The sequence below is a fragment of the Cytobacillus sp. ABV4_503 genome, from assembly GCF_056158445.1.
Map to the genome: position 1 here is coordinate 718,808 of NZ_JBSWTH010000001.1, position 14,247 is coordinate 733,054.

Here is a 14,247-nt window from a genome sequence, read left to right on the forward strand (position 1 = left end):
GCTAATGTTGCCGGGTTTCTATAGGGCATCAAAAAGGGTATAAGGAAACATAAATATTGTAACCTTTTTAGATTTGGAGAAGTGGGCTATGAAAAAAAGAAGAGTGGAATCCTTATTTGTTTTTATCCTGATTGCATCAGTGTATACGATATGTTTCACGGATGCCGGCTCGCCAATTAAAATCGGTGCTGTCCTGCTTTATTCAGCCGTTATATTCATCAGCGCCTATTCCTTGATGCTTGAGAATCGCAGCCCTAACCAGACCTTACTGTGGATGTATGTGCTGGTGTTTTTTCCGGTAGCGGGCTATCTGTTTTATTTGTTTTCCGGCCAGCTTTATTTGAAAGGCTACTTGTTTAAAAGCAAAAGAAGCAGGGACAGGGATGAATGGAAAAGGCTGATGAAAAGAGAAGACACGCCAGATATATCATTCCTGCAGGATAGCCAGCACTGCTTTGCAAAATTCGCCAATAATGTGGCATTGACCCCGCTAAGCACCAATTCAAGGGCGAAGATCCTTAAAAATGGCGAGGAGACATTTAATGAAATTAAGAATAAGCTGCGTGAAGCAGAAGAGTTTATCCATATGGAATATTATATTTTTCGGTCTGACAGGCTTGGCAAGGAAATCATCAATATCTTGATGGATAAAGCCAGGCAGGGTGTAGAAGTGCTGTTTATTTTTGATGCGGCAGGCAGCATGGGGATTACACTGGAGGACTTGCAGTCGATGGAGGATGCAGGCATTAAGGTAAGGCCATTTTCTCCGCTTAAATACGGTTTTTTTAATCAGAAATTCAACTTCCGAAACCATCGCAAGATTGTTGTAATAGATGGGAAAGTCGGCTTTGTGGGCGGACTGAATGTGGGCGTTGAATACCTGGGCGAAAATGAAAAAATCGGCTTCTGGCGGGATACTCACATGCTCCTGAAGGGGGAGGCTGTGTACACACTGCATACAGTATTTCTCTTGGACTGGGAATATGTCAGCAAGGAGGATGTGCTGGAGGAATACAGAGATGTAAAGTATCCAATTGATGATGATGTGCTCGATGGTGCGGTGCAGGTGGTGGCCAGCGGTCCCGACACACAGCAGGGAATTATGAGTGATCTTTATTATTCAATGATATCCTGCGCCACCAGATCCATCTGGATTGCCACACCATATTTTGTTCCCGATGAATCCATTCGCACCGCATTGAGGGTGGCTGCCGCTAAAGGAGTGGAAGTTCGCATCCTGGTCCCTGAGATCAATGACAGCTTCCTGACACAATACGCAAGCCGGTCTTATTTTGCGGAACTGCTTCGATATGGTGTCGAAATTTATTCCTATAAAAGAGGCTTCTTGCATCAGAAGATCATTATCGTTGACGGAATCCTCGCCTCAATAGGAACTGCAAACATGGATATGCGCAGCTTCCACTTGAACTTTGAAGTAAACGTCTTTCTATACGGTACAAGCTCAATCCGTGATCTTGCCGCCCACTATGAAGAAGATATGGAAGAAAGTGAAAAGATAAGCCCGGTCCAGTATTATAAACGCGGACTGGCGGAAAGATCGAAGGAATCCTTCGCCCGGCTGTTTTCCGGGGTATTATAAAGAAAGTGCCATGGCTGTGGCGCTTTTTTTTGTGTGGATCAACTGCTTGGCAAGTAAAATTCTATAATCTGCAAATAGATGAGGGGGACTTGCAAATAGACCAGGCAAATTTGCAAATAGGTGAGGGGGACTTGCAAATAGCCCAGGCAAATTTGCAAACAGATGAGTGGGACTGCAAATAGCCCAGGCAAATTTGCAAATAGGTGAGGGGGACTTGCAAATAGCCCAGGCAAATTTGCAAATAGATGAGTGGGACTGCAAATAGCCCAGGCAAATTTGCAAATAGATAAGGGGGGCTTGCAAATAGAACAGTGGAATTCGCAAATATATAGGTGAATGCAAATAGTGCTCCTATACCTGCAAATAGCCCAGCCAAACTTGCCAATAGATAGGTAGAATGCAAATAGAGTCCACCAACCTGCAAATAGACGAGCAACCTTGCAAATAGAACAACCGAAATGACAAATAGATGAGCAAACCTGCAAATAGTCCAGCTCACGTACAAGCAAATCCCCTATTTAAGTCTCCAGTCCGAGGCATAATCATCCTCCTTATTGGTCAAAAAAGGAAAAAATCATACTAAAATAAAGATCAGTGCGATATGATTAGAATAGTTTGAAAAGTTGGAAATAGGGAGGGTCTTTATGCTTTCACAATCAGTCATTCATGATGTTATTACAGCAGCCCTGGCCACTGGCGGGGATTTTGCTGAAGTGTTTGTTGAAGATCGTTTTACCAATAACCTCGCATTGCAGGCCGGTAAAATTGAGAGCAGCTTATCGGGCAGGGATTACGGGATAGGCATTCGTGTGTTTAAAGGGCTGCAGAGTGTTTATGCTTACACAACGGATGGTTCAAAGGAAGGTTTATTGAAAGCTGCGGGCAATGCTGCCCAGGCGGTTAAAGGAGAAAAAATCATTCAGCCCGCACAGCTGCAAAAGGAAATCATTCCGGCAGCTCATCCTATATCTCTTAATCCGCGTGAAGTGGAGAAGCTTCGCAAAGTAGATGTGATGAAAAAGGCTTACGAAATTGCGAAAAACTATCATAACAGCATCCAGCAGGTTACGGTCAGGTATTTGGATGAAGAACAGAATGTGCTGATTGCCAACTCGGATGGGAAATTTGTTGAAGACCGCCGGGTGCGAAGCCGCCTTGCCATTCAGTCGATTGCTGCGGAAGGAAATCAAATGCAGCCAGGATTCTATGGACCTGGAGCCCATAAAGGCTTTGAATTCATGGAAAATCTGAATCTTGAGCATTATGCCAATGAAGCTTCCCGCATCGCGGTTACAATGCTTGGGGCAGAGCCATGCCCGAGCGGAAAATTGCCTGTCATTATCGATAATGAATTCGGCGGCGTTATTTTCCATGAAGCATGCGGACATGGCCTGGAGGCGACATCTGTGGCAAAGGAAAACTCCGTTTTTGCAAACCGGATCGGCGAAAAAGTGGCTTCAGATGTCGTTACATACATTGATGACGGCACGCTTGCCAATGAGTGGGGATCGATTACGATAGATGATGAAGGCGAAAAAGCCCGTAAAAATGTCCTGATTGAAAATGGGATTTTAAAAGGTTACTTGATTGATAAATTCGGCGGCCGCAGAATGGGCATGGAGTCAACGGGATCAGGAAGGCGGCAGTCCTACCGCTTTGCACCGACTTCAAGGATGACCAATACGTACATTGCAAACGGCAAATCCACTCCGGAAGAAATCATTTCAAATACAGAGTATGGAATTTATACAAAATACATGGGCGGCGGTCAAGTTAATACCACAACTGGCGATTACAATTTCGCTGTCATGGAGGCGTATCTTGTAAAAGACGGAAAAATCGGCAAGCCGTTAAAAGGTGCTACATTAATAGGAAATGGCCCGAAAACTCTTCAGCTGGTTGATATGGTGGGGAATAACCTGGACCACGGTGCAGGCATGTGCGGTTCACAAAGCGGAAGCATTCCTGTCAATGTTGGCCAGCCGATGATTCGCGTTAGTGAAATGACTGTTGGCGGCACAAAGGGGGGCGAATAATATGAACCTGCAGGAATTTAAGGAAAAGCTATTTCAGCTTGGCGGGCAGCACGGTTTTACAGATATGGAGCTTTATTATGAGAGAGAGGAAAAGTTCGCCTGCGAGCTGTACAAAGGAGAAATCGATTCCTACGACACTTCCGAAGTGTTCGGAACCTCCTTCCGAGGCCTTTACGAAGGCAGGATGGGCTATGCTTTTACCGAGAAACTGGATGAGGAATCCCTGTCTTTTCTAGTCGAGAATGCGAAGGAAAACTCTCAATTCATTGAAGATGAAGTACAGGAAGAAATCTTTGCCGGCAGCGAAAAGTATGAGGCAGGAAGCTACTATTCAAGCAGTCTTGCTGAAGTTACGATCGCTGAAAAAATAAATTTGCTTAAGGAAATAGAAAAGCATATCTATGCATTTGATGAGCGGGTAACCGGGACTGATTATTTCATGCTGAGCAGCGGTGAAACAGAAAGGGTTCTCCTCAACAGCAAAGGTCTAAATCTCAGTGAAAAGACCAATCATGCCGGCATTTATATATCAGTAATCGTTAAGCAGGGAGATCTAGTGAAGAACGGTGAATACTCCAAGTTTACGAGAGACTTTTCCATCTTGAATCCCGAGGAAATTGCCAGCCATGCCGTAGAAGAAGCATTATCTCAGCTTAATGCCAGAAGTGCTGAAAGCAAGAAATACCCTGTATTATTGAGAAATGATGCTGCCAGCGCTCTGCTTCAGACATACATCCCTATCCTCTCAGCGGAAAATACCCAAAAAGGGCAATCGGCTTTAAAGGGCAAAACAGGTGAAGTCATTGCAGCAGCGTCATTGAATATAGTAGATGATCCATTTTTAGAAGCAGGTCTGCTCAGCTCTAATTTCGACAGCGAAGGGGTCGCCACTGCCAGAAAAGATATTGTGAAAGACGGCAGGCTTGTTACCCTGATGCATAACCGCAAAACAGCTCAAAAAGATGGAGTGGAATCGACAGGCAATGCCTACAAAGCTTCTTATAAGAGCGCTCTAACGGTAGCTCCAACGAACCTTCATGTCATTCCATCTGATCAAAGCTATAATGAGCTGGTATCTTCGCTGCCGGAGGGCATAATCATAACCGAATTATCCGGCCTCCATTCCGGTGCCAATACCGTATCAGGTGACTTCTCCATTGCGGCCAACGGCTATTATGTTAAAGACGGAAAAGTGCAAAATGCAGTAAACCAAATGACGATTGCCGGAAACTTCTATGAGCTATTGAATAATATTGAAGCCATCGGTTCAGACCTGGAATTTTCGATGGGATTCATGGCCACAGGCTACATTGGTTCGCCATCTCTATTAATCAGGGAGCTGGCTGTGACTGTGGAGTAAGTCAAGAGCGCATCACCAAGTGGTGCGCTTTTTTGAAAAAATTTCGTTTTATTATAGGGGGACAAATTATGGGAAAGATTATTGAAGCCAAAATTGGCGACGCAGCGAAAATATTATCCATACAAAAGCTGGCATATAGAAGTGAAGCAGAACTTTATGGGGATTTTAATATAGAGCCATTAAAGCAAACCGTAAGTGATGTTGAAAAGGCTTTTGAAGATTATCTAATTTTAAAATACATAGAAGATGGAGAGCTAGTTGGCTCTGTTAGAGCATATCAAAAAGATAGAACATGCTATATAGGAAAATTAATGGTGCATCCAGACTTTCAGAATAAAGGAATTGGAAAAGCACTAATGAATGAAATCGAACGTCAGTTTAATGTGGAACGATTTGAACTATTTACCGGCAGTGAAAGCGAAAAAAATATTTGTTTCTATGAAAAGCTCGGTTACGCGGGATATAAGAAAGAAAAGCTGGATAGAGAAGAAACCATATTTATTTTTATGGAGAAGTTAGCGAAAGCAGGAACAACTGCTTTTAAAGGTTAAAAAGGAGGTCCGAGAAATGAAAACTCTTGAAGCAAACCGCCTAATTCTTCGCAGCCTTATCCTGGACGATGCACCTAAGGTTGAAGAATATGCAAGCGATTATGATGTAGCCAAAACAACACTAAATATTCCCCATCCTTATCCTGAAGGTGGAGCAAAGGAGTTTATTTCGAGCATCCTCCAAGCAGAGAGAAAAGGTAAAATTGCGATTTTCGCCATTACAAAAAAAGAGGATAATAGCTTAATAGGCCTCATCAATATTACAGGCACTAATGCAAACAGAAGAGCAGAAATCGGCTATTGGATCGGCAAGCCTTTCTGGGGAAAAGGATATGGTACAGAGGCAGCCAGGACAGTTATTAAATATGGTTTCGAAGAGCTGAATCATAACCGCATTTATGCCCTTGCTTTTACGGACAATCCCGGATCATGGAGGATTATGGAGAAAGCAGGAATGAAGCATGAAGGAATTTTGCGCCAGCATGCGATGAAAGATGGCAGGCCGGTAGACCTGACTTATTATGCAATTTTACGGGATGAATACTTAGGGTAAGGTGCCTGCATTTGAATCCTGATCTGCAATATGTTTCAATGGAAGCAAATCTTTAAATATGGAGGTTCATGTGCGGATCCTTGCTTCCCATCCTTTTATAACAGTCACCCGAAAAATCGACTGGAATCAGCAGCAATACATTGAAAAGGAACTCTATCTTCATTTATTTGAAGATCACATCCTTTCGCCAACGGATAAATTTCTGATTGATGAAGTTTGGGATATGTCATACAGATCTTCCAATTGCGAAATTGGTTTCCTTTATCTTCATACCAATCGGGGACTATTCTCTTTTCAAGTAAAGTCAGCGCCAAACCAGTTTATAAATCTTTATAGAGATTTAAAAAAGTAACAAAGCCGGAATTGCCATACACAACAATTCCGGCTTTGTTATTAGGCCTGTTCTGTCAGGCGTACAAGCATATGGGCCAGCTTATGCTTTTCTTCATCATTGCCAGCTTTCCATAATTCTTTCAGGAGCTGTTCTTCACGGTTTTTTGGTTCCACATTTTCAGCCAGGTAGCCTGCCACTTTTTCTGCTGTTACCGCAAGCTGTTCCTCATTTAAGCCCAGCTTTTTGCCAAGCTCGATTCTTTCAGCCAGATAGCTTTTAAACTCCTCGAAGCTGCTTAAAATATCTTCCGCTCTTTCATTCGACATCTTGGCCATTGCGCTCTTGATATTTTTTGCATCCAATTCACCATCTTGTTTGATTACATGATCCTGTTCATTCATTTTTATAGACCTCCCAAAGGAACGTTTTCTTATTAAATATCCCTTTGGGGGCAAGCCTAAACTTGTTTAAATCTCGCTGGATGGAGATTCCTGAACTGCTTTCAATTTCTTGAATTTTACTTTTGACAAAATAACGCCAATTTCATATAGCCCGATAAGGGGCACAAGGACAAGAATCTGTGAGAATAAATCAGGCGGTGTAATAAGAGCTGATACGACAGCCATGATCAAATAAGCGTATTTTCGCATCGAGCTGAGCATGGCTGGGGTGACAATGCCGATCGTTGTCAGAAACAATAACAGCAAAGGCACTTCAAACAGAAAACCAAAAGGAATGGTCGACATCAGCAGAAAAGAAAAATACTCCCTGGCAGTGATCATCATCGCAAAATGTGATTCACCCAATAGCATTAGAAACTGATAAATAGCAGGGAATATAATAAAAAAGCCGAAGCAAAGACCGCCGATAAAGCTGAAGAGAATGGCCGGAAAAAACATTAAGGATACTCTGCTTTCTTTTTCCGTTAATGCCGGCTTTACAAATAGCCAAATCTGATAGGAGATAAAAGGAAGCGCAAGTCCAAGGCTTATGCTTCCTGCAATTCCCGTATACAGCTTAATGACATCCAGCGGTCCAAGCATGACAAGCTCATGATCATTCGCGAGCATGGGTATCAGTCTGTTGATAAAAATCAGACATAGGGCAAAGCTGGCTATAAAGAAAAGCAGTGATCGAATCAGCACTTTTCTAAGATCCGTTAAATGCTCTACAAGGGTTTGTTCTTCCGTTTTCAATCTAAACCCTCCTATTAAAGCGGTTTATCCTTCCGATCAGCCGTTTCAATAGAGCGAGTTTTTGAATCGGGTTCATCGTCGTCGCTCATAATGTCTCTGGCTGATTTCTTGAATTCTGATAAGGTCCTTCCAAAGGCAGACCCGATCTCAGGAAGCTTTTTTGGACCAAAGATAATTAAGGTAATAACAAGGATAATAATCAATCCGGGAATTCCTATATTTGAAAGCCCCATGATGTTCACTCCTTTTTTGTCAGATTTAAAAGGTATCCTTTATGCCAGAAGGCCGCCTTCTTTGCTGTATTTGATGATTCCTTCGGCAGCACGGTAGGCGAGTGCCCCAACTGTTCCTGTCGGATTATACCCTCCGTTGTGAGGGAAAGCGGATGCGCCAATGACAAATACATTTTCTGCATCCCACATCTGCAGATAGTTATTTACAGCTGAAGATTCGGGCTCAGCCCCCATGATCACGCCGCCGGTATTGTGTGTTGTCTGATAAGGGACGATGTCATAGTGCTCCAGCTGCTGCCTGTCGTTAATTTTTGCCGGTCCCATTTCCTTCATGATGTTGTCTGTGATTTTTCCAATATAGTTATAAAGATTCTTATCCTGTTCCGTGAAATCATATGTCAGGCGAAGCAGCGGGAGCCCGTAAGCATCTTTATATGAAGGGTCCAGGTCCATATAGTTGTGCTGCACAGGCATGGAAGCCCCCTGTGTTCCAATGCTCAAGGCTCTGGTGAAATATTTAATGGAGTTCTCTTTGAACTTGCTGCCCCATTTCGGTGTATCAGTCGGAACCATATTATATTGGATTGGTCGGTATCCTGATTGGTTGATCGAAATGGAACCGCCATGGATGAAGTTAAGATCGGAGTGATCAAAATTGTCTCCATTGTAATCATCCACAGTTGCACCAAGAGCACCTGCACCCATAAATGTATTAAATTGCTCTTCATCAAAAAATCCCGCTGATCCAGGAAGGATTTGGTAGCAATAATTCTTTCCAATAACTCCTTTGCCTGTGTCAGGATTATAAGGGCGTCCAAGTTTGGATGTCAGCAGCAGGCGGGTGTTATTCATGACATAGCTTGTCAGAATAACCATTTCTGCCGGCTGGATGAATTCTTCCTTTGTTTGCACATCCACATAGCGCACACCGGTTGCTTTTTTGCCGTCATGAATAATTTCTGTTACATTTGCAAAGTTGCGGATATCTACATTTCCAGTTTCTTTCGCAAATGGAATGACGGCCACGGTCGGATCTGCCTTGGCTCCATATTCACAGCCGAAACGTTCACAGAACGCACAGTACTGACAAGGAGCCAGCTTGGCGCCATATTGGTTTTCATAAGCCTGGCTCATATTGCCCGATGGCATATGGTAAGGTTTCATCCCCAATGACTTCGCTGCTTCTTTAAATCTAGCCGTAATGGGCGTCTCCTTCATTGGGGGATTCGGGAACGGATTTGCTCTCTTCGGTCCTAACTCGCCTTCTTCTCCGCTAATCCCTGCTGCTTTTTCAAATTCGTAGAAATAGGGCTCCAATTCATCGTATGTAATGCCCCAGTCCTGAACTTGAAGACCTTTAATTTTTGCTTCGCCATATTTTTTTACCGTCTGTGATTTAATTTCAAAGTCATAGGGCAAAAAGCGGAAGGTATGCCCATTCCAGTGAACACCGGATCCTCCTAAGCCCTCGCCAAGCAAAAAGGAGCCAAGCTGACGCATAGGAAGAGATCGTTCCTTCCCATGGTTGCGGAACGTGATCGTTTCTTTTGAAAGATCCTGCATTAATTCATAGCGGATTCCATATCGGAGTTCATCATGGACAACATAGTAGTCCTTAACTCCGCGCTCTTTTCCCCGCTCCAGACCAACTACTTTTAACCCCTGTTTTCCAAGTTCAGCCGCAATGATGCCGCCTGCCCATCCGACTCCTACAACGACTGCATCTGTTTTTGGCAATGTTTTAGCCATGTTTACCACTTCCTTAAGAGATAGTACTATTTGGTATATGAATGGAGACTGTTCGGTTTAATTTCAACAAATTTTTCAGACTCTATTTGATTGATATAGCTCATTTGATGGCCAGGAAAGTCTTTCATTTTCCAGCCTTCCATATTCTTGTTTCCGGCATAGGCAGGATCTGCATAGACGCCTTCAATAGTTGCTGCCCGGAGAATATTAAAAAATGTCCTTGAGGTAACACCCCGAAGCTCTACTTTATCTTCCTCAAAGGCCGTAAGAATTTCATCCTGCTGTTCACCCTCAAGTTCAGCGAAAGGCTTTTTGAACTTATCATTGCTGTAGGTCTGCAGGGCGACAAGGCCGACATCAAAGACTTCATGCCGTTTTAAAGGGGATTGGTAACCCTGAAAGTTTGAGCCTGGGAAGAATGGGCCCTGCATATATTCCCTTGTATTGTTTCCCCATGAGCCCGCAAGCTGATGGTCGATAAAAAAAGGAACATCCAAATCATTAGCACCAGGGCCATTTTCATCCTTTGGATAAATTCTTTCAACTGCAGCCTGCAGAATTCCGAATATTTCAGGGTTTGTGAAATATAAAGGTGACTGCTGGTAGGCAACCTGATTATGCCCGTTTGTATGGGCATTCTCTTCTGTTGCTGTACCGTCTTTATTCATGTTGGCACCAATTAAGCCGCCAAGAATGCCGCCTCCTACCAAACCGCCGGCAACTAACCCGGAATTGCGGATGAATCTCCTACGGGACATGGTTGATTCTTGTTTTTGTTCATGTTCAGACATTTACCTAGAAACCTCCTTTTATTTGCCATTATGGTGAAAAACATACATGTCTAAACAATGATCAGGAATTTTTTTGGGAGATAGGGAGAAAAGAAGAGGGGAGAGAAGGGGATATATGAGGCATTAAAAAAGATGCAAACCGATTGGTCTGCACCTTTTTTAAGTCCGATGACGGACAACCTGAGGATTATGATTTGCATAGGGCCGAACCGATTTTAAATATATCGGTTATAGACGAGAGTGCCTTTCGAACGCTCTGCAAACCCTCCCTGGTTTCTTGCAATGCCAATGACGAACCTTGAAGTCGCTGTTACGCTTTTCATCGTCAACCAGTCCCTTCTGTTTTGTTATTGGCCTTGCATTATTTGTTTACCCCGTGTACTTGTCTTAAAACCTTTTTATTTAAAAAATTGGAGTTTCTTTCTTTAATAGATAAAATGAAAGAAAGGAAGTGAACGCAATGAATACGAAGAAAGAAATCCGTGAGTACATATGGAATTATCTTGAGGAGAATAAGCTTGGCCGCTTTCCGTTTCCTTTAAAAAATAGAATCCCCAATTTCAAAGGAGCTGAAAAAGCGGCTGCATTTATTTTTAAGATGCCTGAGTATAAAGAGGCAAAGGTAATTAAAGTAAATCCTGATTCTCCGCAGCTGCCGATCCGCACTCAAATTTTGAAAGATGGAAAGACATTGCTGGTGCCCACTCCAAGGCTTAAAGCTGGATTTATTATGGTAAAGCCCGAATGGGTACCCGCCGGGGAGGAGCGGAAAGCAGCGAGCCTTAAGCATATCCGCTCATATGGAAAAGAAGTTCCTCTCACAGAATTGCCGAGGATTGATTTGTTTTTTGCCGGATCTGTAGGCCTTCATCGGGATGGCCGGCGTGTCGGAAAAGGGGAGGGCTATGCTGACCGTGAATATGCCATCATCAGAGAGCTGGGAAATCCGGAAATCCCTGTGATTGGAACAGTCAACAGCGTCCAGGTTACAGAGGCAGATATCCCGAGGGACCCGTATGATTTGACCGTCGACTGGATTGCAACCGAAAAGGAACTGATCAGAACCAATACGCCATATTCAAAGCCAGGCGGCATTCAATGGGATCTTGTAACCGAGGAACAAATGGAAGAGATGCCGGTATTGCGTGAAATATGGGAGATCACAAAAGAAAGGCAGCCAGGTAATTGACTGCCTTTTAAGCTTTAACTTCGTCCATTTTCTTTAGAACATCATTAATCTTTGCGTGATCTTCAGGTGATTCATCAATATGCTTCCATAAAATTTTTCCCTGCGGAGAGAAAAGCCATGTCCCGCCCTGAATGTAGACATCCTGGGTCTTCATGGATTTCATGACAAACTCCTTCTGTTTTTCATTATCAGGGAAAAACCTTTTTACCTTGCCAGTAATAAATCCAAAAGCTGCTTTTGAAAGAAGCTTCCACTTTGGCATCGTTTTATGTCCCATTCCTCTATAAGCTTCCCGGGAAGGATCGCCAAGGATCGGGAAAGGGAACGGTCCGAATTGCTCAAGGAATTGATTGATGAAGGTTCCTTTGGAAGGAGCTACGACAATGACCTGAAAACCTCTGGATTCCCATTCACTTATGCGCTCGCGCAACTGCGCAAGATATTCTCTGCAGACCGGTCAGCCAAGGTGGCGGACGAAAACAGCCATTGTGTATTGGCCAATAATGGCCTGTTCAAGAGTAATATTTTTATCAGGATTTTGGGTTTCTAAAATATAATTCATTATTATCCCGCCTCTCGGATTTTACTTCTGATCATACCTAAACTTTTTAAAGGAATAAAGAAATGCGGCTTGCACATAAAAAAACAGGAGGTCGCACTCCTGTTTAGTCCCTGCTCCCCAAAATTCCAAAAATGCGAAGAATATTAATGAACAGGTTGATAAAATCAAGGTATAGGTTAAGAGCCATCAAAGGCACTTCTTCCGGTGACACTCCATAATGCTTCATGCGGTTAAAGTCGAATAGCACATATCCGCTGAATACAAGCACTCCGATGAAGGAGAATGCCAGCATAGCATTAGAGCTTAACGGCCAGAAGATGCTGAAAATCGAGATTGCAATAAGGGCAAGCAATGCTGCCATCAGCATGCCGCCAAGGAAAGATAAATCCCGCTTGGTTGTCGTAGCGTAAACGGCCAAACCTGTGAATACAACCGTTGTCGCTGCAAGTGCAACCAGTACGGGGTTCGGGCCAATGGCAGCCAGGTAATGGGCAACAATTGGATAAGTCGTCATACCGGAAATAAATGTAAATACATACAGGAATGGATAACCAATAGCCTTTTTGCGGCGAAGGAGGAAAGCGAAAAGCAGCATTCCGAGTTCAAGAATCATGAGCGGCAAAAATAGGGCTGGAGGGATGAAGACACCCGCCATCGTTCCGATAAAAGCAATACCCAATGATAAGGCAAACGCCCGTAAGACAGAAGGCAAATAACTGTTATTTGCAGTATGCTGTACATACATTTTTTCATTTCTCCTCTAAAATCATTTGTATATGTATATACGTCAGAACTATTGTTTAAGTTTCATTTTTTATTTTGTTTTTAAAAGGTCTCTTATTTCAGTTAAAAGCTCAACGTTTTTATCCACTGCTGGTGCAGGCATTGCTTCTTCTTTCTTTTTGAAACGATTGTTGATAATCCTGATAAAGACGAAGATTGAGAATGCCACGATGAAGAAATCAACCACATTTTGTATGAATAAACCGTATTTGACTTCTGCGCTGCCGACCTTTATCATCAGATCGCTAAAGTCTACTCCGCCCATCAGCAATCCAACAAGCGGCATGATGATATCATCTACAAGAGAAGATACAATCTTTCCGAAGGCAGCTCCGATAACAACCCCGACAGCCAAATCAAGCACATTTCCCTTTAGGGCGAATTTTTTAAACTCATTCCACATAACATGTCACCTTTCTTTGAAAAATTACCGTAATTATACTATGAAGAATAAATGAAAACCAGATAAGGAAGCCCCTATTGACAGAAACAGGCTTTTTCTCTATAGTAACAATGACAATTATATTTCGAATATTCCCGTGCGAACGGGAGAGGTTCATAGCTTCACCCTCTATAAAAAACTATGGCTTTGATTATACAATAATCAACCATATCCATAAGAGGATATGGTTTTTGTTTTTTCAAGCTGTACTTTTTGGACCTCTCCTTAGGATCAGCGGGATCATATAAGGGAGGCTTTTTTGATGTCAGGAAGAAAAGATGAGGAATTAACGGATATTACACTATTGGGAAATCAGGGTACAAACTATCTTTTTGAATACTCGCCTGAGATTCTGGAGGCTTTTGACAATAAGCATCCAAACCGCGATTATTTTGTAAAGTTTAATTGCCCTGAGTTTACGAGTCTTTGCCCTAAAACGGGACAGCCGGATTTTGCGACCATCTATATCAGCTATATTCCGGATCAGAAAATGGTAGAGAGCAAGTCATTAAAGCTATATCTTTTCAGCTTTAGAAATCATGGCGATTTCCATGAGGACTGCATGAACATCATTATGAATGATCTTATTGAATTAATGGATCCCCGCTATATTGAGGTTTGGGGCAAATTTACGCCACGTGGAGGAATCTCCATCGATCCGTATTGCAACTACGGAAAGCCTGGGATGAAATATGAAAAAATGGCGGATTACCGTTTGATGAACCATGATCTTTACCCGGAGACAATTGATAATCGTTAAGACCACAGCTTGCTTAAAGTGCAATTTTAAAATAATATCAAAAAAGGCAGAGCAATCTGCTTTTTTTGTTGCAGAAAAAATACATAAGTGGGATTATATTTAGGGAAT

General features: G+C 42.8%; 15 protein-coding genes, 1 pseudogene and 1 riboswitch. Of the genes and pseudogenes, 8 read left to right on the forward strand and 8 right to left on the reverse strand.

The features are described 5' to 3' along the window. The first annotated feature begins 88 nt into the window (after positions 1 to 88). From cls to ACXAD1_RS03675, 6 genes are all read left to right on the forward strand, one after another. Positions 89 to 1,600: a cardiolipin synthase gene (cls, locus tag ACXAD1_RS03650; protein WP_206842045.1), complete on the forward strand. Its 1,512-nt coding sequence runs from the start codon at positions 89 to 91 to the stop codon at positions 1,598 to 1,600. Positions 1,601 to 2,244: 644 nt separating this feature from the next. Next, a complete protein-coding gene (locus ACXAD1_RS03655) occupies positions 2,245 to 3,636 on the forward strand; it encodes a TldD/PmbA family protein (protein ID WP_474909499.1) in 1,392 nt (463 codons plus the stop codon). Position 3,637: 1 nt separating this feature from the next. Then, positions 3,638 to 4,996 carry a TldD/PmbA family protein gene (locus ACXAD1_RS03660; RefSeq protein WP_474909500.1) on the forward strand — a complete coding sequence of 453 codons (1,359 nt, stop codon included), beginning with the start codon at positions 3,638 to 3,640 and terminating at the stop codon, positions 4,994 to 4,996. A gap of 68 nt (positions 4,997 to 5,064) precedes the next feature. After that, positions 5,065 to 5,547, forward strand: coding sequence for a GNAT family N-acetyltransferase (locus ACXAD1_RS03665; RefSeq protein WP_206842070.1), 483 nt, complete (start codon positions 5,065 to 5,067; stop codon positions 5,545 to 5,547). 16 nt (positions 5,548 to 5,563) lie between these two features. Beyond that, positions 5,564 to 6,100 (forward strand): GNAT family N-acetyltransferase, encoded by a 537-nt coding sequence (locus tag ACXAD1_RS03670; RefSeq protein ID WP_474909501.1) that lies wholly within the window; start codon positions 5,564 to 5,566, stop codon positions 6,098 to 6,100. A gap of 70 nt (positions 6,101 to 6,170) precedes the next feature. Next, positions 6,171 to 6,452 carry a hypothetical protein gene (locus ACXAD1_RS03675; RefSeq protein WP_206842076.1) on the forward strand — a complete coding sequence of 94 codons (282 nt, stop codon included), beginning with the start codon at positions 6,171 to 6,173 and terminating at the stop codon, positions 6,450 to 6,452. 41 nt (positions 6,453 to 6,493) lie between these two features. On the opposite strand, the gene ACXAD1_RS03680 is transcribed toward ACXAD1_RS03675, so the two are convergent. The 5 genes from ACXAD1_RS03680 to ACXAD1_RS03700 form a co-directional block, all read right to left on the reverse strand. After that, positions 6,494 to 6,835, reverse strand: a complete 342-nt coding sequence (locus ACXAD1_RS03680; protein WP_370222943.1) for a DUF3243 domain-containing protein — start codon at positions 6,833 to 6,835, stop codon at positions 6,494 to 6,496. A 66-nt stretch (positions 6,836 to 6,901) separates the two neighbouring features. Next, complete coding sequence (gene tatC, locus ACXAD1_RS03685; RefSeq protein WP_474909502.1) at positions 6,902 to 7,630, reverse strand: twin-arginine translocase subunit TatC; 729 nt, start codon at positions 7,628 to 7,630, stop codon at positions 6,902 to 6,904. A 14-nt stretch (positions 7,631 to 7,644) separates the two neighbouring features. Further along, on the reverse strand, positions 7,645 to 7,863 hold the full coding sequence (gene tatA, locus ACXAD1_RS03690; RefSeq protein ID WP_095244370.1) for a twin-arginine translocase TatA/TatE family subunit: 219 nt from the start codon (positions 7,861 to 7,863) through the stop codon (positions 7,645 to 7,647). Between the two features lie 39 nt (positions 7,864 to 7,902). Continuing rightward, entirely contained in the window at positions 7,903 to 9,612 is a 1,710-nt protein-coding gene (locus ACXAD1_RS03695; RefSeq protein WP_206842095.1) for a GMC family oxidoreductase, read from the reverse strand. A 26-nt stretch (positions 9,613 to 9,638) separates the two neighbouring features. Further along, positions 9,639 to 10,403 (reverse strand): gluconate 2-dehydrogenase subunit 3 family protein, encoded by a 765-nt coding sequence (locus ACXAD1_RS03700; RefSeq protein WP_206842099.1) that lies wholly within the window; start codon positions 10,401 to 10,403, stop codon positions 9,639 to 9,641. Positions 10,404 to 10,863: 460 nt separating this feature from the next. Between ACXAD1_RS03700 and ACXAD1_RS03705 the strand changes: the two genes are divergently transcribed. Beyond that, on the forward strand, positions 10,864 to 11,592 hold the full coding sequence (locus ACXAD1_RS03705) for a 5-formyltetrahydrofolate cyclo-ligase (RefSeq protein WP_370222940.1): 729 nt from the start codon (positions 10,864 to 10,866) through the stop codon (positions 11,590 to 11,592). A gap of 7 nt (positions 11,593 to 11,599) precedes the next feature. On the opposite strand, the pseudogene ACXAD1_RS03710 reads toward ACXAD1_RS03705, so the two are convergent. The 3 genes and pseudogenes from ACXAD1_RS03710 to mscL all read right to left on the reverse strand — a co-directional run. After that, positions 11,600 to 12,037 (reverse strand): annotated as a pseudogene (locus ACXAD1_RS03710) (AhpC/TSA family protein); the annotation flags it as partial. Between the two features lie 220 nt (positions 12,038 to 12,257). Further along, positions 12,258 to 12,899, reverse strand: coding sequence for a Bax inhibitor-1/YccA family protein (locus ACXAD1_RS03715; protein ID WP_206842107.1), 642 nt, complete (start codon positions 12,897 to 12,899; stop codon positions 12,258 to 12,260). 69 nt (positions 12,900 to 12,968) lie between these two features. After that, positions 12,969 to 13,340, reverse strand: a complete 372-nt coding sequence (gene mscL, locus ACXAD1_RS03720) for a large conductance mechanosensitive channel protein MscL (protein ID WP_206842109.1) — start codon at positions 13,338 to 13,340, stop codon at positions 12,969 to 12,971. Between the two features lie 142 nt (positions 13,341 to 13,482). Then, positions 13,483 to 13,528, forward strand: a riboswitch (PreQ1 riboswitch). Positions 13,529 to 13,641: 113 nt separating this feature from the next. On the opposite strand from mscL, the gene queF reads away from it, so the two are divergent. Continuing rightward, entirely contained in the window at positions 13,642 to 14,139 is a 498-nt protein-coding gene (gene queF, locus ACXAD1_RS03725; protein ID WP_474909503.1) for a preQ(1) synthase, read from the forward strand. The last annotated feature ends 108 nt before the right edge of the window (positions 14,140 to 14,247 follow it).